Source organism: Paenibacillus sp. FSL R5-0912, assembly GCF_000758605.1.
Lineage (GTDB): Bacteria > Bacillota > Bacilli > Paenibacillales > Paenibacillaceae > Paenibacillus_AQ.
In genome coordinates, this window is sequence record NZ_CP009282.1 from 1,478,729 (window position 1) to 1,501,324 (window position 22,596).

Sequence of the window (22,596 nt, forward strand, 5' to 3'; positions counted from 1 at the left end):
GCAGATGGACAAGGACAAGGGTAAGGATACGAGTAAGGACAAAGATAAGGACACGGACAAAGATAAGGATAAGGACAAAGATAAGGACAAAGATAAGGACAAAGATAAGGAAGGCCGCTTGGCTCCGTCAGGTCGCAGTAGCATAAGAAACCCGGCACCGCAGCAGGAGCTGGAGTTGAAGTTGGGGCAGGAGCAGGAGCAGGAGCAGGAAATGGAACGGGAGCAGGAAATGGAACAGGAGCAGGAGTTGGGGCAGGAGCAGGAGCTGGCACGGGAGCCTCAACTGGAGCAGGAACTGGAGCTGAAGTTGGGGCAGGAGTTGGAGCAGGAACTGGAGCAGGAACTGGAGCTGGTGCTTGTCCGTCATGGGCACACGCAGTGGAACAAGGAACGGCGCTATTTAGGGAGTACGGATCTGCCGCTGCTGCCGGAGGCGCGGCAGCAATTGTCCGCACTAAGCGACCAGCCTGCGCTCGGCGGGGAATTCTGGCGTGTCTATTGCAGTGACCTGCTCAGGTGCAGGGAGACGCTGGTAGCCGTGGCTCCACACCTGGAGCGGCAGGCCAACTATGATTCGCGGCTGCGCGAGCTGGATTTTGGTGCCTGGGAAGGATGCAATTATGACCAGCTGAAGGATAACGGGCATTACCGCAGCTGGATTGACCACCCCGAGTTAGTAACACCGCCGGAAGGGGAAGCGTGGGAAGAGTTTGAAGCCCGGGTGGATGATTTCTGGGCTCAGCTGGTGCAGGAATTTGAGCTAAGAAGCATGGACGACGGTATGCCCTGTCTTGAAGCCAGCAAACCAAGGGTGGTTCCACCAGCGGTAGTTCCTCCAGCAGAAGTTTCACCAGTGCCCATTTCAACTGTGGCGGTTCCACCAGTACCAATTTTATCTTCGGGAGTTCCATTAGCGCCAGACTCACCGCCCAATCCCCCGCCTCCGCGCGTGCTGATTGTAACTCATGGTGGTATCATCCGTCTGCTGCTGGCGCGTCTGACCGAAGGAGTAACCTTCTATACAGCAGCTGCACCCGCTCCGGGTGAAGTCACTGTACTGAATCTTCTGAAGGATGAAGGAGCCTGGCGCATGATGCCGCGCGAAGTGTAGCTACCACGGGTGGACTAGGGACAGCTACAACTCGGGTGCGAAAAACCGACTACATTGCACCACCGATAGCGTTCACGAGCCAAATGTATGCGAAAACAAACATGTCTTCCAAGGCACAACTCCAGCATGAAAATGAGCAGCGTGGCTAAAAAACAGAACATCGTCTTTTCATTTATTAACATATTTTAACGGAAAACCGAACACAATTGGACTGGGTGCACCGCGTAGGCCAAATGTAATCGAAAAACCGAACACAATTGGACTGGGTGCACCGCGTAGGCCAAATGTAATCGAAAAACCGAACACAATTGGACTGGGTACGCCGCTTAAGCCGAATGTAATCGAAAAACCGAACACAATTGGACTGGGTAAGCCACGTAAGCCAAATGTAATCGAAAAACCGAACACAATTGGACTGGGTGCGCCGCGTAGGCCGTGCGTTTATCGCAGTGCCAGACGTATTTTCACAGAAAAACCGACTACAATGCGCGTCGACAGGGTTATCCAGCCAAGTGTATGCGAAAAACCGACTACATTGTCCCCCTTAGAACCACAGCCGGAAGAAAATCCCGGGGCTGTGGTTCTTTTTTTACGGCGGCGTCTGTGCCATGATAGCTATGGGGGCGATAGCGGTATGTTTAAGGATTTCAAGCTCATTGCCGGACGTCCGGTATATATCCAGGTGAAGGATTACATGAAGCATCTTATTATCAAAAGCGCGCTCCAGGGCGGGCAGAAGCTTCCCTCTACACGGGAACTCAGCACACTCCTCAAGGTCAGCCGCAACTCCATTATCTCAGCCTACGAGAGTCTGGAGGATGACGGCTTCGCGTATACGGTGCAGGGCCAGGGAAGTTATATCTCACCAGGTGCAGCAGCGGGGCACGGAGATCCGGAAGCGGCCTCCTGGAGCGTGGACTGGAAAGAGCGGCTCAGCGGCCAGGCGCTGCTCGCGGAAGAGCTGGACATTATGAAGCGGGGAATCCGCGCGGGGAAAGGAACGATTTCTTTTACCAGTATCGCGCCGGATGAGAGCCTCTTCGATCTGGATCAGGTCCGGAGAGCTTTTCTGGAGCGTATGTCCGTAGAGGGCAACGTTCTGCTGAATTATGGATATGCCAAGGGATATAGACCTTTAATAGATTATTTGCGGCAATATATGGAGCACAAGGGCGTGAATATGCGCGGGAAGGATCTGCTGATCACCAACGGGTTTACGGAGGGGTTTGACGTGGTATTGTCGGCTCTCGGCAAGCGGCATGGCGCTGTGGTCTGCGAGAATCCGACGCATCATACGGCGATCAAAAATCTGAAGCTGCACGGCTTCGGGATACATGGGGTAACGATGGAGCGGGACGGCATCCACTTAGGGGAGCTGAGGCAGGCGCTCGAAGAGCGGGAATATGACTGTGCCTATCTGGTCCCCTCCTACCATAATCCCACGGGCATTGTCGTGTCTCCCGAGAAAAGACAAGGGCTGATGAAGCTGATGTCGGACTACAAAGTGCCGGTCATTGAGGACGGCTTCAACGAGGAGCTGCGTTATTCGGGTGCCCATGTGGCTCCGTTAATCGCGGCGGCGGGCGGCGGGAACAGCGTCATCTACCTCGGCAGCTTCTCCAAAGTACTGTTCCCCGGACTGCGGGTGGGCTGGGTGCTGGCGGATCAGGAGCTGATCTATTATCTCGAAAGTGTCAAAAGGGCACGCAGCATTCATACCTCGACGCTGGACCAGTCTATCCTGTACCAATATCTGCTGGGCGGCAATCTGGAGAAGTATCTGAAGAAGGCCCGGCTGGAGTATAAACGCAAATACGAGCTGACGCTCGCGTACTGCAAGGAGCATATTCCATATGCCTCATTGTCAGGGGATGGAGGGCTGCATCTGTTTGTAACGTTCGCCGAAGGCTTCAGCACAAGGGAATTGCTGGCGGCCTGCCATAAGCAGGGAGTGATTTTTACCGCAGGAGACATCTTCTTCACTGACGGGAAGGGACAGAATACACTGCGGCTGGGCTTCTCCAGAGTGGCGGATGAGGATATACGCAGAGGGATCGAAATTATCGGCAGGACAGCACGGCAACTTATGGGATGAAGGGGTGTACGGATATGATTAAAGTGGGAGTTATTATGGGCGGCGTATCGTCTGAATATGAGGTGTCCATGAATACCGGCAGGGAGATGCTGAAGGCACTGGATCCGGCAATATACACCGGGATTCCTGTACCCATCACCTCGCGTAAAGAGCTGCTGGAGGGAGTCGTGGGGCTAGACTTCGCTCTGCTCGCCCTGCATGGGACCTACGGCGAGGATGGCACTGTGCAAGGTACGCTTGAAACGCTCGGCATTCCTTATTCCGGGAGCGGCGTGCTGTCCAGCAGTCTCTGCATGGATAAAGGGCTGGCCAAGACGGTTATCCGCAGCAAAAGCATCCTCACACCCGACTGGCTGTGCTGGGAGCATATCAATGAATATGCACCGGAAGCCGTGGACCGGCTGGGTTATCCGGTGATGGTCAAGCCGAATTCCGGCGGCTCCAGCATCGGCATGACCAAGGTGAATCATCCGCGGGAGCTGCGCGGGGCGGTGGAGAAGGCTTTTGCCGCAGACTGCTCGGTGCTGATTGAGCATTATACAACAGGACAGGAGATTACCTGCTCCATTCTCGGTGGAGAGCTGCTGCCGGTAATCGGGATTCAGTCGCTCGGTGCCGACTGGTTCGATTACAGCGCCAAATATGAGCAGGGCGGGGCGGAGGAACAGATCATCCAGCTGCCTGCGGAGGTCGAGGAACGGGTGCGGACGGCGGCGCTTACCTGCTACAGGGCGCTGAAATGCGCGGTGTATGCACGGGTGGATATGCTGCTGAAGGACGGGATTCCCTATGTGCTGGAAGTGAACACCCTGCCCGGCATGACTGCAACCAGCCTGCTACCCCAGAGTGCAAAGGCCGCAGGTATTTCCTTCACCCGGCTGCTGGATGAGATTATCACCGGATCGCTGCGGGAGCATGGAGGTACGGGGGAAGCACCAGAAGCACCAGAAGCACAACTGGTACAGCAAGGGGGTGGCGGGTTATGAACAGCAAACAATCCGCTTTGCCTGTGGACCGCCACCCCCGCATCCAGCGCCTCTCTGGCATCTCCATGCACAACGACCCCATTACTCCGCGTCTAAGGGAGATTCCGCCTTCGGGCATCCGCGCTTTTTTTGATCTGGCTGCGGGTAACAACGATATTATTTCACTCGGGGTTGGCGAACCTGACTTCGCTACTCCTGAACAGGTCAGAGCGGCCTGTATCCGCGCCCTGGACCGCGGGGAGACGATGTATACGCCTAACAGCGGGAGGATGGAGCTGCGGGAGGAGATTGCCGGGTATTTGCAGAAGGGCTTCGACCTGCAGTACGATCCTGCGGATGAAATAATGGTTACTGTAGGGAGCAGTGAAGCCGTGGATCTGGCGCTGCGCGCCTTCATCGCACCAGGCGATGAGATTCTGATTCCTTCCCCGGGTTATGTCGCCTATGCGCCTATCGCCTATCTGAATGGCGGAACGCTGGCCACGGTGGAGACGAAGGTGGAGCAGGGCTTTAAGCTCACGGCCGAAGCATTGAAGCGGGCAATCACTCCGCGATCCAAGCTGCTGATGGTGAATTTTCCGAGTAACCCTACAGGGGCGGTAATGACCTATGAGGACTGGCTGCCGGTAGCTGAGGTGGTGAAGGAGCACGGGCTGATCGTGATTTCGGATGAGATCTATGCCGAGCTTACCTTCGACAGCACACATGTAAGTATTGCCTCACTCCCCGGCATGAAGGAGCGGACGGTGGTGATCAGCGGGTTCTCGAAGGCTTTTGCCATGACCGGCTGGCGGGTCGGATATGCCTGCGGGAACGGCGAACTGCTGGCGGCTATGCTCAAAATTCATCAATACACGGCCATGTGCGCACCCGTGCTGGGCCAGATCGCCGCTGCCGAATCCCTGCGCAGTGCTCTGCCGGATAAAGACCGGATGAAGGCATGCTTCAAGGACCGCCGGACAATGTTTGTAGACGGCCTGCGGTCTGCAGGACTGCCCTGCCATGTGCCTGAAGGGGCATTCTATGCCTTCCCGTCCATTGCCCGCACAGGCATGAGCTCGGAGGAATTCGCCTTAAGGCTGCTGAAGGAGTCGGGAGTCGCAGTTGTTCCGGGTCATGTGTTCGGGGCTGGCGGAGAAGGGTATATCCGCTGCTCCTATGCAGCTTCTACAGCGAAGCTGACCGAGGCGCTGGAGCGGCTTGAAGGCTTCATGAAGGTAAAAATCTAATTGTAAGATCAATCTATATCACCTATAATCCTTTAAGGAAGAAATAGGGATATGTTAAAATTCAATTGGCTTGCAGCCAAGTCAGCGGAAGCTCCCTTCTTCAGAGCAGGGGAGCTTTTTTTGTGTTCTGATGACAGGATGATGAGCAGCTAGAAGTAGATTGTTTTTGATAGAATATACAATAGATAACAGGAGGCAATATCATGATCACAGCCATACAAGAAGTAACCGGACGGATCGCTCCGCCTGATGAAAAAGCGACCTTGCGCGCGGTGCTCCGCCTGAACAGCCTGACCAAGCCGCCGGGAAGCCTCGGGCGGCTGGAGGCGCTGGCCGTCCGGCTGGCCGGGATCTCCAAAGTAGAACAGCCCTGTTACAGCAAACGTACGGTAGTAGTTATGGCAGCGGATCATGGGGTCTGCTGTGAAGGGGTCAGTGCTTTTCCGCAGGAGGTTACCATGCAGATGGCCTATAACTTCCTGAGCGGCGGCGCCGCAGTGAATGTGCTGGCCCGCCAAGGCGGTGCAGAGGTGCAGTTCGTGGACATCGGTATTAACGGAGACATCAGCCATCCGCACTTGATCGACCGCAAAGTGCGCCGCGGCACGGACAATATGGCGGCAGGTCCGGCCATGAGCCGTGATGATGCGCTGCGCGCGATTCTGGCCGGAGTTCAGGTGGCCCAGGAAGCGGAGAAGAACGGAACGGAGATTTTTATTACCGGTGAGATGGGCATCGGCAATACTACGGCAAGTGCTGCGGTGCTGTGCGCACTGGAAGGCATCCCGGCGGAGACAGCAGCCGGACGGGGGACAGGTATCGACGACGAGCGGCTGCGCCACAAAATATCGGTGATCGAACGCGCCCTGAAGATTAATGCGCCGAATCCGGCTGACCCGATCGATGTACTCTCGAAGGTAGGCGGACTTGAGATTGCCGGTCTGGCCGGTCTGATTCTGGGGGCGGCGGCCCTGCGGATTCCGGTCATTCTGGACGGCTTCATTTCCGGAGCGGCAGCCCTGGTAGCGAAGGCATTAGCGCCGGAATCGACGGCTTACATGATTGCTTCCCATGTCTCCGGCGAACAGGGGCATAAGCTGATGCTGGACCGCCTCGGTCTGGAAGCCCTGCTGGATCTCGGACTGCGCCTCGGTGAAGGCACCGGCGGCGCGCTGTGCCTGCATTTCATTGAAGCGGTCTGCCGGATTATGCGGGAGATGGCGACCTTCGAGAGTGCGGGGGTCTCCGGTTCGGAGAGCGTATGAGCATCCTTGTAACCGGAGGGGCCCGCAGCGGGAAAAGCGGCTTCGCCGAGCGCTTAACCAAGAAGCTGGCAGACCCGCAGCAGGCGGTCTATGTGGCGACCGGGCAAGCGTTCGATGAAGAGATGAAGGCGCGGATTGCCCTGCACCGGCAGCAGCGGGAGGAGGGGGGCTTCCGCTGGGAGACTCTGGAGGAGCCGCTTGAACTGTCGGCGCTGCTCCGGCGGCTGTCCGGCAGCGGCAGCGGTCAGCCAGTCTTGGTGGACTGCCTGACGCTCTGGCTGTCCAACCAGCTGCTGGCTGTGGAGGAACGCAGTGACCGGCAGCCACTGGTTGAAGCGGCAATTACCGGGCTGGAGCAGAGTGTCTCCAGCTTCAAGGGAACGCTAATTCTGGTTACCAATGAAGTAGGCGACGGCATTGTGCCGGAGTATTCACTCGGCCGGCTGTACCGTGACCTGGCCGGACGGATGAACGCGCGGCTTGCCCGGCAGTGTGAGCAGGTATTCCTGGTTACAGCCGGGATTCCTGTGGAGCTGAAGAGCCGGGAGTACCTCCTGTGAGCGCGCGGGGGGATGCCGCTGCCGCGTTTCAGTTCCTGTCGCGGTTTCCGGTCAAATACAGCCCGGATTTCTCGCCTGAGCTGCTGCGCCGCAGCGTGGTCTATTATCCGCTGGTAGGCGCAGCGATCGGCCTCAGCGCCGTGCTTGGCGCAGCTGCCGCCGCCTGGCTGCTGCCGGCCTGGCCTGCCGCTGTCATCACCCTCATCCTGTGGGTGGGGCTGACCGGCGGGCTGCATCTGGACGGCTGGATGGACAGCGCCGATGCGCTGCTCAGCTACCGCTCGCGGGAGCGGATGCTGGAGATCATGAAGGACAGCCGCGTAGGCGCTATGGGCGTGCTGGCCTGCGTGCTGCTCCTGCTGCTGAAGGCCTCGCTGCTAGAGGCATTAATTGAAGGCGGCAGCTACAGCATGCTGCCGCTGCTCCTGCTGCCGCCGATCTGGAGCCGCTGGTACATGGTGCGGGCCATGGCCCGCTATCCGCTGGCCCGCGGCAATGAAGGGCTGGCCGCCAGCTTCGGCGGGCTGCCTGCCCGGCTGGAGCGGCGCGCGCGTCTAAGCGCCGCGCTGCTTACGCTGGCCGCTGCCGCGGCGCCTCTGGCGCTCGGCGCGGGCAGCGGGGCCTGGCCGCAGCTGGCGGCGGCGGCCATCCTGGCGCCGGCGGCTGCGGCAGCCTGCGGCATGCTCGCAGCGCGGCGGATCGCCAGCCGGCTCGGCGGGCTCACCGGCGACGTCTACGGCGCGCTGGGTGAGCTGCTGGAGACGGTGGTTCTGCTGGTGCTGGTGCTGCTGCAGCACAACCTGTAGCGGACAGCGTCCGCCATGCACTTAGGGCAGCGCCGCACAGCGCTCCAATAGGCCATAGGGCTGCACCGCCCTGAACACCGGCAGCAGCAAGAAAGCGAGGAAGTGAAGAAGATGAACATGGAAGTTACAGCCTCAGGTAAGGCCGCGCTTCAGGCAGCGACGGGAGCTGCTCGGGGAGCGGATAAGCAGCAGCCAGCTACCGTCCAGGCAGCGCCGGTGGTTGCAGATGGACGCGGCAAGCAGCACCCAGCCGCCGTGCTGATGGTGCAGGGAACCGCCTCCGATGTCGGCAAGAGCCTCGTCACCGCCGCCATCGGACGGATTATGACCCGGGACGGCTACCGTACGGCACCGTTCAAGTCGCAGAATATGGCGCTGAATTCTTATGTTACAGCGGACGGCAAAGAAATCGGCCGCGCCCAGGGGATGCAGGCGGAAGCCTTCGGTATTACGGCTACCAGTGACATGAATCCGATCCTGCTGAAGCCTTCCGGTGAGATGAGCGCGCAGATTGTGGTGCATGGTGTGCCGCATGCCGCGCTCAGTGCAAGGGAATACCGCGAGAAATTTCTTCCCGAGGCCAAAGGGACCGTAATGGATGCGCTTGGGCGTCTGCGCGAGGCATACGATGTTGTGCTGATGGAAGGCGCAGGCAGCCCCGCGGAAATCAACCTCAAGGCGCGGGATATCGTCAATATGAATCTGGCTGGCTGGGCAGATGCCCCTGTGCTGCTGGTTGCCGATATTGACCGGGGCGGCGTGTTTGCCTTCATCGTCGGGACGCTGGAGCTGCTGGAGCCGCATGAACGGGCCCGGGTCAAAGGCTTCATTATCAATAAATTCCGCGGCGATGTCTCGCTGCTGCAGCCCGGGCTGGACTGGCTGGAGGAGCGTACAGGCATTCCGGTGCTGGGGGTGCTGCCGTTCCTGCCGCAGCTGCGGATTGAGGCGGAGGACTCCGTAGTTCTGGAAGGAACCTCAGGCCGAGTGCGTGAAGGTTCTATGAAAGAACTTGATATTGCGGTCATCCGCTATCCGCGCATCTCCAATTTCACCGACTTCGATCCGCTGGAGGATGAGCCGGATGTTACCGTACGCTATGTACTGTCGGCAGACGAGCTAGGAACGCCGGATGTCATTATATTGCCGGGCACGAAGAATACGGCTGCCGACCTGCAGTATTTGCGGGAGCAGGGGTTCCCGGAGGCAATAGAGCGTGCATTGGGACAGGGGACGCAGCAGCTTGCCGGAATCTGCGGCGGGTATCAGATGCTGGGGCTGAAGCTGCTTGATCCTCATGCGGTTGAGAGTGCTGAACCAGGTGAGAGTGAGGGCCTCGGGTATCTGCCGCTGTCAACGGCGTTCCTGCAGCAGAAGACCACGGTACGCGTGAGCGGAACACTGGCTGCGGATCATCCGCTGCAACTAAGCACACAAGCGTCCGCCTCAACCGGAGAGATACCCATTACCGGCTACGAGATACATATGGGAACAACGAAGAATCATGATGCTGCTTCGGTACGTTGCCTGTTCAGTCTGGACGGGCCGGAACGACAGGCTCTGCCGGAAGGCTGGGGAACCCCGGACGGCAGAATCTGGGGCAGTTATCTGCACGGCTTGTTCCACAACGACGGGCTGCGCCGCAGCTGGCTGGACGGATTGCGTATTGCCAAAGGACTCGCACCGCTGTCGGTAACCTCCTCGGCTGCTGCGCTCCGTGAGCAGGAATTCGACCGGCTGGCGGATGCTGTAAGGTCACATTTGGACATGAATGCCGTTTACAATATTATGGGCTTGCGGGGAGGAGGGGAATAGGGATGACTATTGCGGTTCTGCTGTTTATGGTTGCCGGACTGGCCGAGATCGGCGGCGGGTATCTGGTCTGGCTCTGGCTGCGGGAATCGCGGCCGCTGTGGTACGGTTTGGCAGGCTCTGCCATCCTGATCGCGTATGGTATTATCCCGACGCTGCAGAAGTTTCCTTCCTTTGGCCGGGTATATGCCGCCTATGGCGGAGTATTCATCGTGCTTGCTGTGCTGTGGGGCTGGCTGGTGGACCGGAAAACACCGGATCTCTACGACTGGATCGGCGCCGGCGTCTGCGTGATTGGAGTCTCTGTCATCTTGTGGGCACCGAGGCACTGAGCATGTCCTAATCAGTTATCGCACGAATCCCTCTATTCTCATCCACGGATTGTGATGGAACCTTGTTGTTCCATGGAATCCTGCCCAAAATACAACATTTATCCTGAACCCGCGTGAACTTAAGAATCTCAAGGTGTCAGCAACGAATCAAACTTGAGGAAATGAATGCTTGCGCTTGTCCCTATGCAAAAAAGCAGCTCCAACAGCCGTGTGAACTGTGACCCGATTTGAGGACGGTTTAAAAGAAATACCCTAGAGCTAGCTCGCAAGGAGATGACTTCTGAATTCGTCAGGAGTCATCTTCTTTAATGTCCATTGGTATCGCTCGGAGTTATAGTAGGCAATATATTCCGAAACACGAGCCCTGACTTCTGTGAGATTCTGACAATCTCGAACGCTCATTTCATCTTTCATATGCCCAAAGAACGACTCCATCGATGCATTGTCCCAACAGTTCCCTTTACGGGACATAGACTGTTGAAAACCTGCCTGCTCAATTTGGAGACGAGTTTTAGGATGTGTGTAGTGCATGCCCTGATCGGAGTGGAAAATGGCTTCTGGATGAAGATTTCCATCAAGCCGTTCCAGCAGACGCCGAATGGTTTTTTCAACGATTGGTAACTCTAGTGTCCCTGCTACACAGTCAGCAAGAATTTGCCGGGTTGCTCCATCTTTTATGCACGAAAGATAAGCCCACTGTCCGTTTCCGTACCGCAGATAGGTGATATCGGTTAGAAAGACTTTCTCCGGCTCTTTCTGGTCAAATTGGCGTTTCAGTAAGTTTGCGCAGGTCTGATGCTCCTGCGTTGCCTTTGCCATCTTACGGTACGGATTAGCTTGCCGTAAGGCTGCGACAAGGTTAAATTTACGCATTAATCGGCGAATCTTCTTGTGATTCATGGTGACACCGCTGAGATGCTCCAAACGCATCTTAATCACCAAAGCGCCAGCTCTTCCTTGTAATGCGTTGAAGTGTTGCTTAATAAGAACAAGGTCGCGCTCGTCGTCGGCTGCACGAAGTTGACGCCTTTGCTCGGCGCCCAGCCATCTGTAATAGCCACTGGTGCTCACAGCGGCGACTCCACATAGATAACGAGTCATACGGCTTAATCCATGGGCTCTCAGGGTGTGATAAATGATTTCGTAGCGCTCCGAAGGTGTTAAGGTTTTCCTTGGTTCCGTTCGAGCGCTTCGAGCTTTTTTAGAAAGTCGACCTCAGCTTCTAGTAATTTAATCTTCGCCTTTGCGCGCTTCAGTTCTTCGTCAGCAGACAAGGCACATGCAGGCTTTCGTCCAGCGCTGCCTTTGCCACGCCGTTCTTCCAGTAGTCCTAGTTCACCATATTTAGCAAAGCTATCTCTCCAGCGTTTCAAACTATGCTTTGGTTTTTTAGAACCGATGAGATTTAGGTCAAAGCCCGCCTTAAGAAATATTTCTGACGGGGGTGTCCCCTCGTTGTAGGCCTTCACTGCCGCCAACTTAAACTCAGCAGTATACGAAATATTCGTCTCGGATACTCGCTGAACATTTGGATTCTTCTCTAATCTTCTAATGATATCTTCCGTAAATAGGGTTCGATTTAAATTTCCCACAGTCTTATCCCGCTCCTTTTCCAATATTCTGATTAAAACACAAAAGACCCACAAGAAGGTCACTTTTTTCAAAGTGTCTTTCTTGTGGGTCACAGTTCAGTGTGGCCTTTGGAGCTGCTTTTTATAGTTTACTATTCTATTGCATTATAGATTTGATTGAACAGGGAACAAGCTAAATCTTAAACTGCTCGACAGCCTTCTGCAGCTTCACGGCCTGCTCATGCAGATGCTCTACGGTCAGCGCGTGGCCTTCCAGCTCCTGTTGCTGGCGGGCAGAGTTGCCGGCCAGCGTATCAGCGCTCTGCTGCGACTTGGCTGTAATCTGTGCCGTTTCTTCCACCGAGGCGCTGACTTCTTCGGTGCCTGCCGAAATCTGCTGGGTAGCGGCAGATACGGACTGGATGCTGTGGTTGATGCTCTGAATAAGAATAAGCAGATGATTGAAGGCATTGCCTGCTTCCACCACTTTGTTCATACCTGAAGCTACTTCAGTATTCACGTGGTTCATCTCGGATACCGAGTGGTTCATATCTTCCTGAAGTCCGAGCAGGAATTCACGGATCTGCTCATTGGATTCCTTGGACTGCTCAGACAGCTTGCGCACTTCACCGGCCACGACAGCGAATCCCCGGCCATGCTCTCCGGCGCGCGCGGCTTCAATAGATGCGTTAAGCGACAGCATCTGAATCTGCTTCGTGATTTCGGTAATGCCCTGCACCACTTCCCCGATCATCAGCGAGCGTTCATTCATGATACGGAATTGCTCGAGCGACTGTACCGAGGCCTGTTCCACCTGGCGCATCTGCTGCACAGCACTCTGGGCAATGTCATTACCGCCCATGGCTTCGGTGGAGGCTTCACTGATCTGCTCCGTGACCTCACCGGCGGCAGAAGCGATATGCTGGATGCCGATGTTGATCTCATCCATAGCCCGGGAATTATCGAGTGCGCTGCTTGCAATAGCGGTGCTGCCTTTACCGATTTCTTCTACAGAAACAGCGGATTGCTCAGCCATATTGTTCAGAATCTGAACACGTTCCTTCAGATCATTGGAATCGGCAACGACGGCGCCCGATGTATCCAGCACATGCCCGATCATCTCCTTGAGCCGCTCGCTCATGATCCGGAAGCTCTCGGAGAGCTGGCCTACTTCATCGTTGCCTTTAATCGTAAGTTCTTCGGTGAAATCACCTCCGGCCAGCTTGTTGCTGTAGGCCGCCAGCAGTTTAATCGGACGGATGATTCTGCGGCTCATCAATGTGGCGCCGGAGAGTCCGACAATAAGTGCCAGCAGGGTGATTCCCGCACTGGTCCATAGAATGCTGCTCATCTTTTCTTGAATAAAGCCGACATCCGAGCTTACGCCAACGAGCATGGGGGTGCCGGGAACGCCAACAAATGCAGTCTTATGTATACCATGACTATCACTATAGATTTCACTAAGTCCGGACTTTCCTTTGGAGGCTTGCTCCATGGCAGGCAATACCTCAATGGATTCTTCACGTTGAAGCTTGGCGTTATGATCTGCGACCAGGACAGTAGCTTTGCCTTCCTTCAGTTCAATGAGGAAAATGGTCTCAACATCGTGCTGCTTCCGCTTTTCCTCGAAATAAAATTCTACATTGGTCCCCGCCTGTTCATTCTTGTTAAGGGCCTGCTGCGCGCTTGTAGCATTCAGATTCTTATATACATCCTGGGCTGAGGCAGTCAGAGACTTGTTGATCTGCGGCATCACATAGCTGTCGATAATATTAATGGATATGAAGTAGAAGCTGATACTTAGCAAAAGAGAAGTGAGTAACAGAACGACAAACAGCAGAAGCGTAAACTTGCGGCTAATTGATTTTTTGAGACGGAACATTTCTTTCTCTCCTTTTCTGTCAATTGCATCTGAATATCCCAAGCCAGACAAAGTGCCAGGCAAGCAGCAATATATTCCATTGGTATAGGTCATATATGAAGCTATCAGTGAACGGGAATGGTGATTGATAACTATTCTATAGAATTAACCTCAGGTTGAATAGTGAAAGTTTGCTCTATATTGCACTATTTTTCAGAAAAAATTGAATATTTAACGAGTCTATCACCAATTTGCCGAAAAAAATGAATTATACGCTGTTTTCGTGAAAATTTAAAATTTCATAGTATGTTAGCTTTTTCTGTGGTAGAGTATTAATGTTTTGTTTCTATAAGAGTGGATAGCCGCGGTTCGTAACCATCCCGCGTAACCAAAACTAGGAGGAGTTAACAGAAATATGTTTAATTTGTTGTGGGGGATTTTGTTTGTTGTTGTTAATTTTGTGTTTTTTCTGCTCTGCTACCGGCTGTTCGGTAAAAAAGGGCTCTATGCCTGGGTCGGCATGGCAACCGTGGTCGCCAATATTCAAGTCGCCAAGACGATTGCGATGCCTTTCGATATCGTAATGACGCTGGGAAATACGATGTATGTCACGTTATATATGACCAGTGACCTGCTGAATGAGAGATACGGGCGGGCTGAAGCGCGGAACGCCGTCTGGTTCGGATTCTTCACCTTGCTGATGACTACCGTCATTATGCAGATGGTGCTTGTCTTTGAGCCGCAGGAGGGAGATATGGCCCAAGAGTCTCTTCAGAGAATCTTCGGTCTGATGCCGAGACTTGCGCTGGGCAGTCTTACCGCATATTTTATCAGCCAGTTTCTGGATGTACGCTTATACGCATGGATCCGCAAATACTACGGCAGCTCACGGCAGCTCTGGATCCGCTCCAACGGCAGCACCATGATCAGCTCTTTTGTCGACACTTTGATCTTCTGCACTATTGCGTTTGCCGGAATGTATGACCTGAAGGTATGGACTGAGATTCTGCTGACCACCTATCTGGCCAAATTCCTACTTACAGGTGCAGGCACACCGGTACTTTACCTTGCCCGCTCCTTTAAATTCGCTGAAGAGGAGCAGGCAGTCAGCTCCCAGGAGACCAAGCGCAGTATTTCATAGCATAGTTTATATAAAAAAGCCCTGACCTCCATTGATGATCTGGAGATTGGGGCTTTTTTTTGATTTCTGAATTACAGGCTCAGCACTGTCAATTCTTTGGGGAAGCTGGTCAGCGTCTGCGGGCCCTCTGCCGTAACGAGCACATCATCCTCAATGCGCACGCCGCCAAGATTCGGCACATAAATCCCCGGTTCTACTGTGAAGACGTTGCCGTTTGCGATAATATCCGTATTGAGTCCATGCAGTGATGGATATTCATGGGTATCCATGCCGAGACCATGTCCGACGCGGTGCATGAAGTATTCGCCGTAGCCGGCGGCTTCAATAACGTCACGGGCAGCCTTGTCAATAGAACCGAAGGTGGCTCCGGCAACAGAAGCGGCGATACCAGCCTCATTGGCAGCAAGCACAGTATTGTAGATATCTATCAGCTTGCTGTCGATTTCGCCTACAGCGAAGGTGCGGGTAATGTCAGAGGCATAGCCTGCGGCGTATACGCCAAGATCGAACATCAGCAGATCACCCGGCTGAATCTTGCGTTCACCCGGTACGCCATGCGGCAGGGCCGTATTCGGGCCGGAGAGCACCATGGTGTCGAAGGAGGGGCCGGAGGCTCCGACTTTTTTCATCAGGTATTCCAGCTCCGCTACCAGCTCATTCTCGCTGACACCGGCTTTGACATGTGACAGGCCCCGGCGGAGAACTTCCTCCACAAGCTCGGCGGCATGCTTCATAATGCGGATTTCTTCAGGCGTCTTCATGGCGCGCATAGCGCGGAGCAGATGGCCGATGTCGCTGAATGCCCCCGCTGGGATGGCGTCTGCCAGCAACTCATAGCGGCTGACGGAGAAGTGCTCCTTCTCTATGCCGAAGCTGCCCGGAGCAGCGCCGCCGAAGCGGGATTTGAGCAGCTCGTACGGGTTGTCCGTATCGCTGTGTGTCAGAATAGTCTTCACCGAGGAGGCGGCATGCGCCGCTTCGGCGTCCAGCGCCGGAACGATCAGCACAGGCTCCTCGCCGCGGATCAGCAGCAGGCCCAGAAAGCGTTCATGCGGGTTGCTGGCGAAGCCGGTCAGATAGTATACATGCTTGGGATCGGTTACGAGGAGAGCATCCAAGCCCTCTTCTGTAAGTCCTTGCTCCAGTTTAAGCAGAGCTTCATTCATTGCAATAGTTCCCCTTTCATATACACGCTTGAAACAGCATTATTCTCATTATAATTCATAATCCGGGAGGCTGCACGTTCCTGGAACGGATGCAACAGGGAGTTTAGTGAAGTTAAGCACCGGGTAATAGTTGCCACAATCATTTCTGGTTTCTATTCCCGCTTCACTTAACAGGAGGTTATGAATATGTCCGGTACATCGGCCCTCTTCCGTACAGTTCTGCTGCGCGGAGCTTTGGTCCTGCTGATGGGCCTGCTGTCAGCCTGCACCTCTGCTGAACAAAATCCTAGGCAAGGGCAGCTGACAGGTGAGAATCCGCGGCTTGACGCACAGCCTGCCGGCACTGCTCTTCCATCTTCGATGACTACGATGACCGAAACGCCGGTGACAAGAACACCGGGAGCGTCTGCGGGTGCAGGAAAGGGTGCACCGGTTGGCGCAGCATCACCTAATGCCTCTGGAAGCACACAGGCACCGGAAGTAACGGCTGCCGCGCCGAAGCCGCCAGCTTCGTCAGCCTTCCCCTATACCACCCATACGCTGGCAGACGGATTGAATGTGCCTTGGGAGATGGCATTCGCTCCGGACGGGCGGATCTTTTTCGCCGAACGGCCGGGTAGTCTGCGGGTCATAGAGAACGGCAGGCTTCGTGAGGCCCCGCTGCTGGAGCTTGAAGCCCCCTTTATCAGTAAGGGAGAGGGCGGATTGCTGGGACTTGCACTTGACCGGGAGTTCGAGAGCAACGGATTGGCTTATGTATATCATTCTTACCGCAATGCGGAGGGGAGCATGGCAAACCGGGTCCTGCGGATTAAGATCGGCAGCAGCAACGCGGAGATCAGGCAGGTCCTGCTGGATAATATACCAGGGGACACCAATCATAACGGCGGACGGGTTAAGCTGGGCCCGGACGGCTACTTGTACATCACCACAGGTGAACGCTATGAGCCTAAGCTGGCGCAGGATAAGACCAGTCTGGGCGGGAAAATCCTGCGGATTACGACCAGCGGCGGCATCCCTGACGATAACCCGTGGCCGGGATCTCCGGTCTATAGTATGGGCCACCGCAATCCGCAGGGTCTGGCCTGGCAGCCGGAGAGCGGAGTCTTATACAGCTCGGAGCATGGCCAGTCGAGCCATGATGAGATCAATCGTATTCAGGCCGGGTCCAATTACGGCTGGCCGCTGATTGAAGGCGATGCGAATGGAGCCGCAAAGCTGAAGCTGAAGCTGAAGCTGAAGGCTCCGTTGGCACACAGCGGGGAGGAGACCTGGGCGCCATCGGGTATGAGCTTTATTACGCAGGGGCCATGGAGCGGCGAACTGTTGGTTGCCGGTCTGGCCGGGCAGCAGCTGCTGCGTGTATCTTTGTCTCCTTCGGGCGGCAAGCCTAAGATTACGGCTGTATTCAAAGAGAAGTATGGCCGAATCCGCAATGTGGCGGAAGGGCCTGACGGCACCCTGTACCTTATGACCAATAACCGGGATGGCAGAGGCAACCCACGCGCACAAGATGATAAGCTGATTGCGCTGCGGCCGAATTAGAAATAAGGGCTGTTAGGTGCATTTTCCGTGTACTTCCTCCGGAACTTTATCACGGCCATACTATTGACGAAGGGATTTCACGGCCACCCGGCGCTGAGCGGACTGAGAAGCCGTTATTTCCGGATATTAGCCCGGTTTCTGTCCGTTGCGGACTCAGATGCCCTTAATGGCTCAGTTTTACCGTATTCGGGTCTACAATAATCCCAATAAGGTCTCCTGAGTCCGCATATACGTCAAAATCACCCTTTTCCGCAAAATAACGTCATCTGAGTCCATCTCACTCTGTAACTATGTAATGTAAGTATGTAACTATGTAACTATGTAGCAAACAAAGGCTGTCCTCCTTGCAGATCATCTGCACAGAGGACAGCCTTTCCTGTTATGGGCCTGCAGCGTGTAAACCCCGCCTACAGGTAGCCCGCAAGCGAACCATCAACACCTGCAGGCTGTCTTCATAACGTGCAACGTGGTAGCAGAAGATATTCTGTACCGTCAGGTCTGAGAGCTTATGCAGACTAGGCAGCGTAAGCGGCATACCCTGGGGAGCCGGTTCAGCGGCGGGTCCGCTACGCGATCGGCGTCCCGTTCGGAACCTGCTGCTCCGGAGCCAGCAGAATCACATCGCCTTCCTCCGGCACACCGCCCAGGACGAGCACTTCCGAGAGGAAGCCGGCAATCCGTCTGGGCGGGAAGTTCACGACAGCGGCAATCTGCCGGCCGATCAGCTCTTCCGGAGTGTAACGTTTGGTGATCTGCGCACTGGAGGCCTTAATGCCGAGTTCCCCTAAATCGATCTGCAGCTTAATCGCCGGTTTGCGTGCCTCAGGAAAAGGCTCTGCGGACAGAATGGTTCCTATGCGCATATCTAGCTTCAAGAAATCTTCAATAGTAGCCATGTCCCCGCCTCCTGTAGTGGATAAGTTGCTTCGAACCGGGAATAGACCTCTTGAGAAGCTATTCCATGCCCAGGGGCTATTTTAACCCTCAGAAATGATGTAACATTATCATAAAACATATACTCTGAAAAGGCTACGCCATGCTCTGGCCTGGCTGGCCCGCAAGAGAGGGGAAGATGTCCATGAAAGGAAAGACCGTGCTTGTCACCGGTGCGAATTCCGGCATGGGACTGGCTACGACAGTGGAAATGGCCCGCAGAGGAGCCCATGTAATCATGGCCTGCCGCAGCCGCCAACGCGGGGAGGAAGCTCTTGCAGAAGCGGTACGCCAGAGCGGCTCTGATCAAATCCGGCTGATGCTGTGCGATCTGGGTTCGTTCGCAAGCATTCGCGCTTTTGCAGAGGAATTCACGGCCGGCTATCCGGTGCTTGATGTTCTGATCAATAATGCTGGCGTAGTCGCCATCAGACGTGAGCTTACTTCAGACGGCTATGAGCAGGATTTGGGCGTGAATCATCTGGGTCATTTTCTGCTCACCATGTTGTTATTGGATAGACTGAAGCATGCTGAACAGGGCAGGATTGTGGTAGTGGCTTCAGGTGCCTACAAGATTGGCAAGCTGCATCTGGAGGATCATACGCTGTCACGCGGCTTCAATCCGGCTAAGGCTTACGCCCGTTCCAAACTGGCCAACATCCTGTTTACCCGGGAGCTTGCTGCTCAACTGAAGGGCACAAGGGTTACTGTGAACTGTGTGCATCCGGGAGCGGTGGGAACGAGCATCGGAGTGAACCGGGAGACAGGCTTTGGGCGCTCGCTGCTGAAGCTGCTGTCCTACTTCTTCCTGACTCCTGAGAAAGGTGCGGACACGGCCATTTATCTGGCGGCTGCGCCGGAGCTGAGCGAAGTAAGCGGGCAATATTATTACCGCCGCGAGATCAAGGAATTATCGCCAAGGGCAAAGAATACAGAAGAAGCCGCACGGCTGTGGAAGTGGAGTCTGGAGCAGACAGGGCTGAACTAGCCTCGTTTTCCGCAATGCAATGAAACTAGTGGACAGACGTCAACTGATTATAAGGATCTCTGTAAATGCTTTTGAACAACCATTTTGGATTCGGGCCGATATGATGAGGGGAATGTTGTTCACATATCACATACAACTTCTAGGAGGAATCATAGCATGGATTGGAAAGGTTACAGTATAGAGGATGCGGCAATTGAGGATTTGGGAGCGATTGTGGAGATTTATAACACGACGGTTGCCGGAAGAATGGTGACAGCGGATCTTACGCCGGTGGCCGTGGAGGATAGAGTAGAGTGGTTCCATGAGCATAAAAGTCATCACCGTCCGCTCTGGGTCCTGCGGCAAGGCGGCGAAATTGCAGCCTGGTTCAGCTTTCAGTCATTCTATGGGCGTCCGGCCTATAATGGAACGGCAGAGATCAGCGTGTATGTAAGTGAAAAATTCCGCGGCAGCGGCGCCGGAAGTATCCTGCTGACCAAGGCGCTTGAGGAATGTCCGCGACTTGGTCTGCAGAACTTGGTAGGCTTTGTGTTTGGCCATAATGAGCCAAGTCTTGCGCTGCTGCGGAAGTTTGGTTTCGGACAATGGGGCCTGCTGCCGGGTGTCGCCGTGCTGGACGGCATTCCGCGTGACCTTGTTATCGTAGGCCGCAAGCTGTAAATTTATATAAGGCTTTCGCAGAAACAGTGTGTGAAACTTATTGCGGAGGAGCAGCTGAAGCAGACCGGCATTCCTCTTCTGTAATCCAGTCTTCCGACCATACCTGCAAATCACGGATGACGGATTCCAAGGCCCGGCCCTTGTCAGTTAACGAATACTGGATTCTTACAGGCGTTTCGGGAAAAACCTCGCGCAGGACGATGCCCTCCTGCTCCAGTTCCTTCAGCCGCTCGGACAAAAGCCTGCCGCTGACCGGCAGCGAAGCTTCAATGGCGCCGAAGCGCTGGGGACCTTGCAGAAGCTGATAGATGATTAAGCCCGTCCAACGTCTGCCGATAATATCCATGCTTTTTTGTAACCTTGGACATAACTCTGTGGATTTCATTAGGCTCACCTCTTACTGTACATTATAAACGAAAAGACCTATAACTAAAACAAATTTGAACTATTTGCACTACTTGAAAGGATGATTCCCTTGGCTAAAAAGAAGAAGATAACCCCGGCTCCGCGGCCTGCGGCGACCGATGCTCAGGCAACACTCAAAGACCTGCTCAGCCGAGAGGTGCTGGACAAGCTGAAGGCGCAGTCCGATGCGCTCAAAGCCGAAGAGCAAGGCAAGAAAGACGCCGCCCTCAAGGAAGCGGAGGACAAACGCAAGGCAGAGCAGAAACGTCTGGAGAATGATTTCGGCCACCTGCTGGAGAACAGCAATCAGGACTGGTCGAAATTTAAATAAAACAAACTTTACCAGTATCAGGGTTGACAATCTGCAGCAGCGCCCTATATTATTGGGTTTATCATTTAGAGAAGGGAGGCCGATGGGTCATGATTGGAACAAATGGTTTGAGAACGCCGCACAGTCACATTACAACCGCATATGAACAATCTGATCTCATCGCCTTCGTCCGGAAGACATAATGCGCAGCGTGCTTATTATGTCACAACTGCATACGGGTGTCCCAGCTTGAATTCGAAGCTGCACCCAGCGCTCCGGGAGCCGCATGATCAGAACTGATCTGCGGCTCTTTTTGTGTACCACAAAACTGGGATTTATCTTACCAACCTGAGAGGAAATGAAAACATTTATGAATAGCATGAAGCAGCAAGCGGGGGAGATATCCCGCTACAAACATGAGGTAGCCCTTCCGGGCGGCGACCTCAGGGTATATGCCAGCGAGCAATTATTTGGCTCACTTGATTACAAGGTCCTGGAAATGGCTAATAACAATCTGCAAATCCCGAATATAGAATATATGAGCTACACCCCGGATGTGCATGTAGGCGTCGGAACCTGCATCGGGACCACGGCGGTCTGGGATGCCGCGTCAGGCTATGTATCGCCGTCCATTGTGGGCAGCGATATCGGCTGCGGCATGCGCGTGCATCTGACTAACCTGCATATGGATGATCTGCGTGAAGTGAAGCTGCGCCGGAAGCTGGTCCGCAGGATAGAGGCTTATCTGCCGATGGAGGCCCAGCAGCGCGGCCATTACAGCGATATCCGGCTGGAGAATATCGTCCGCAAAGGGCTGCACGGCCTGCCGAACAAATATATTCCGGACAGCTACACGCCGAAGAAGTCGAGTGCGCTGTCCCATGTGGAGATCAGCAAGCTTGCCTTCGATGACGAGATTCTGAATGAGCTGCCGGATATGGCCTGGCACCGGGGTCACCGCCAGCTCGGCACCCTTGGCGGCGGCAACCATTTCGTCGAGATTCAAGCGATTGAGATTGCTGAAGAGCAGCGGCAAGTGGCTGAAGCGTGGGGCCTGAAGGACGGGCAGCTTGCCGTGATGATCCATTCCGGCTCCCGGGCCTGGGGAGGTATGGTCAATCAGTTCTGTACCCCGGCCTTCGCCAAGGTCATGGGCCAGCTTGGACTGGGCAGCGCCGACCCGCGCCTGATCTATGCGCCTCTGGCACATCCGCAGGCCCAGCGCTATGTTAATCTGATGTACTCGGCGCTGAACTATGCGGTAGTGAACCGCCATCTGATCGCTTATGGTGTACGTGAGGGCTTCCGTGACGTCTTCGGCACGAAATGCGAGCTGCGGACCCTCTATGATCTGATGCACAATTATGCCTGGAAAGAGGAGACCTCCTCCGGCACCAAGTTCGTACACCGCAAAGGGGCGACGCGCGCCCTGCCGGCCGGACATCCGGATAATCCGTCAGCCTATGCGGCGACCGGGCATCCGGCGCTGATTCCCGGCTCGATGGGCACCGCTTCCTACATCATGGTCGGCCAGCCCGGAGGAGAAGAGAATTATTATTCGATCTGCCATGGAGCCGGACGCATCCGCTCCCGCTCGGCAACGAAGCGGCTGGTGTCTGTCCATGAATTCTCCCAGTCGATGAAGGTGGGGACGGCAGACGAGATTGTAGTGAATCAGCATTCCCTGGAATCTATCATTGACGAATCTCCCCAGGCCTATAAGAATGTAGATGAGATTATAGAAAGCGTTACGGGCGCCGGCCTGGCTGCTGTTGTGGCCAAATGCAAGCCGCTCGCAGCGATAAAGGGGACGAAATAGG

Annotated in this window: 21 protein-coding genes; 15 read left to right on the top strand and 6 right to left on the bottom strand. The window is 54.9% G+C overall.

Annotation, left to right across the window (positions count from 1 at the left end; all coding sequences use genetic code 11):
- Positions 1-4: 4 nt before the first annotated feature.
- Positions 5-1,111 (top strand): histidine phosphatase family protein, encoded by a 1,107-nt coding sequence (locus R50912_RS06415; RefSeq protein ID WP_231637877.1) that lies wholly within the window; start codon positions 5-7, stop codon positions 1,109-1,111.
- 168 nt (positions 1,112-1,279) lie between these two features.
- On the opposite strand, the gene R50912_RS34795 is transcribed toward R50912_RS06415, so the two are convergent.
- Positions 1,280-1,519 carry a hypothetical protein gene (locus R50912_RS34795; RefSeq protein WP_156122984.1) on the bottom strand — a complete coding sequence of 80 codons (240 nt, stop codon included), beginning with the start codon at positions 1,517-1,519 and terminating at the stop codon, positions 1,280-1,282.
- Between the two features lie 226 nt (positions 1,520-1,745).
- Here R50912_RS34795 and R50912_RS06420 point away from each other — a divergent pair, with 226 nt between their 5' ends.
- From R50912_RS06420 to R50912_RS06455, 8 genes are all read left to right on the top strand, one after another.
- A complete protein-coding gene (locus tag R50912_RS06420; protein WP_042233306.1) occupies positions 1,746-3,206 on the top strand; it encodes an aminotransferase-like domain-containing protein in 1,461 nt (486 codons plus the stop codon).
- 14 nt (positions 3,207-3,220) lie between these two features.
- Positions 3,221-4,192 carry a D-alanine--D-alanine ligase gene (locus tag R50912_RS06425; RefSeq protein ID WP_052416048.1) on the top strand — a complete coding sequence of 324 codons (972 nt, stop codon included), beginning with the start codon at positions 3,221-3,223 and terminating at the stop codon, positions 4,190-4,192.
- 65 nt (positions 4,193-4,257) lie between these two features.
- Positions 4,258-5,421, top strand: coding sequence for an aminotransferase class I/II-fold pyridoxal phosphate-dependent enzyme (locus R50912_RS06430; RefSeq protein WP_042241736.1), 1,164 nt, complete (start codon positions 4,258-4,260; stop codon positions 5,419-5,421).
- A gap of 203 nt (positions 5,422-5,624) precedes the next feature.
- Entirely contained in the window at positions 5,625-6,686 is a 1,062-nt protein-coding gene (gene cobT, locus R50912_RS06435; protein WP_042233307.1) for a nicotinate-nucleotide--dimethylbenzimidazole phosphoribosyltransferase, read from the top strand.
- Positions 6,683-7,246 carry a bifunctional adenosylcobinamide kinase/adenosylcobinamide-phosphate guanylyltransferase gene (gene cobU, locus R50912_RS06440; RefSeq protein WP_042233308.1) on the top strand — a complete coding sequence of 188 codons (564 nt, stop codon included), beginning with the start codon at positions 6,683-6,685 and terminating at the stop codon, positions 7,244-7,246. Before cobT ends, cobU begins: the two co-directional genes overlap by 4 nt.
- Positions 7,243-8,052, top strand: a complete 810-nt coding sequence (cobS, locus tag R50912_RS06445; RefSeq protein ID WP_042233309.1) for an adenosylcobinamide-GDP ribazoletransferase — start codon at positions 7,243-7,245, stop codon at positions 8,050-8,052. The genes cobU and cobS overlap by 4 nt, the downstream gene beginning before the upstream one ends.
- Before the next feature lie 261 nt (positions 8,053-8,313).
- Complete coding sequence (locus R50912_RS06450) at positions 8,314-9,867, top strand: cobyric acid synthase (protein ID WP_042241738.1); 1,554 nt, start codon at positions 8,314-8,316, stop codon at positions 9,865-9,867.
- Positions 9,868-9,869: 2 nt separating this feature from the next.
- Positions 9,870-10,196, top strand: coding sequence for a YnfA family protein (locus R50912_RS06455; RefSeq protein WP_042233310.1), 327 nt, complete (start codon positions 9,870-9,872; stop codon positions 10,194-10,196).
- 258 nt (positions 10,197-10,454) lie between these two features.
- Here the strand turns inward: R50912_RS06455 and R50912_RS34070 are convergent.
- Both R50912_RS34070 and R50912_RS06470 read right to left on the bottom strand, forming a co-directional pair.
- Positions 10,455-11,788, bottom strand: a protein-coding gene (locus R50912_RS34070; RefSeq protein WP_156123452.1) for an IS3 family transposase whose coding sequence is annotated in 2 segments (ribosomal slippage) — positions 10,455-11,407 and positions 11,407-11,788 — 1,335 coding nt in all. Because the reading frame shifts where the segments join, the coding sequence is not laid out codon by codon here.
- A 172-nt stretch (positions 11,789-11,960) separates the two neighbouring features.
- Entirely contained in the window at positions 11,961-13,649 is a 1,689-nt protein-coding gene (locus R50912_RS06470; RefSeq protein WP_042233313.1) for a methyl-accepting chemotaxis protein, read from the bottom strand.
- A 394-nt stretch (positions 13,650-14,043) separates the two neighbouring features.
- On the opposite strand from R50912_RS06470, the gene R50912_RS06475 reads away from it, so the two are divergent.
- Positions 14,044-14,769 carry a queuosine precursor transporter gene (locus R50912_RS06475; RefSeq protein WP_042233315.1) on the top strand — a complete coding sequence of 242 codons (726 nt, stop codon included), beginning with the start codon at positions 14,044-14,046 and terminating at the stop codon, positions 14,767-14,769.
- A gap of 71 nt (positions 14,770-14,840) precedes the next feature.
- Here the strand turns inward: R50912_RS06475 and R50912_RS06480 are convergent, their stop codons facing one another.
- Positions 14,841-15,935 (bottom strand): M24 family metallopeptidase, encoded by a 1,095-nt coding sequence (locus R50912_RS06480; RefSeq protein WP_042233318.1) that lies wholly within the window; start codon positions 15,933-15,935, stop codon positions 14,841-14,843.
- 186 nt (positions 15,936-16,121) lie between these two features.
- Here R50912_RS06480 and R50912_RS06485 point away from each other — a divergent pair, with 186 nt between their 5' ends.
- Positions 16,122-17,480: a PQQ-dependent sugar dehydrogenase gene (locus R50912_RS06485; RefSeq protein WP_231637791.1), complete on the top strand. Its 1,359-nt coding sequence runs from the start codon at positions 16,122-16,124 to the stop codon at positions 17,478-17,480.
- A 566-nt stretch (positions 17,481-18,046) separates the two neighbouring features.
- Here R50912_RS06485 and csaA read toward each other — a convergent pair.
- Positions 18,047-18,376 (bottom strand): chaperone CsaA, encoded by a 330-nt coding sequence (gene csaA / locus R50912_RS06490; RefSeq protein ID WP_042233320.1) that lies wholly within the window; start codon positions 18,374-18,376, stop codon positions 18,047-18,049.
- A gap of 182 nt (positions 18,377-18,558) precedes the next feature.
- On the opposite strand from csaA, the gene R50912_RS06495 reads away from it, so the two are divergent.
- Together R50912_RS06495 and R50912_RS06500 are read left to right on the top strand one after the other, a co-directional pair.
- Positions 18,559-19,401, top strand: coding sequence for an SDR family oxidoreductase (locus R50912_RS06495; RefSeq protein WP_042241745.1), 843 nt, complete (start codon positions 18,559-18,561; stop codon positions 19,399-19,401).
- Positions 19,402-19,557: 156 nt separating this feature from the next.
- Complete coding sequence (locus tag R50912_RS06500; protein WP_042233322.1) at positions 19,558-20,061, top strand: GNAT family N-acetyltransferase; 504 nt, start codon at positions 19,558-19,560, stop codon at positions 20,059-20,061.
- A gap of 37 nt (positions 20,062-20,098) precedes the next feature.
- On the opposite strand, the gene R50912_RS06505 is transcribed toward R50912_RS06500, so the two are convergent.
- Entirely contained in the window at positions 20,099-20,446 is a 348-nt protein-coding gene (locus tag R50912_RS06505) for a winged helix-turn-helix transcriptional regulator (RefSeq protein ID WP_039299846.1), read from the bottom strand.
- A 90-nt stretch (positions 20,447-20,536) separates the two neighbouring features.
- Between R50912_RS06505 and R50912_RS06510 the strand changes: the two genes are divergently transcribed.
- Positions 20,537-20,797 carry a YqkE family protein gene (locus R50912_RS06510; protein WP_042233324.1) on the top strand — a complete coding sequence of 87 codons (261 nt, stop codon included), beginning with the start codon at positions 20,537-20,539 and terminating at the stop codon, positions 20,795-20,797.
- A 349-nt stretch (positions 20,798-21,146) separates the two neighbouring features.
- Complete coding sequence (locus R50912_RS06515; protein ID WP_042233327.1) at positions 21,147-22,595, top strand: RtcB family protein; 1,449 nt, start codon at positions 21,147-21,149, stop codon at positions 22,593-22,595.
- Position 22,596 lies beyond the last annotated feature (1 nt).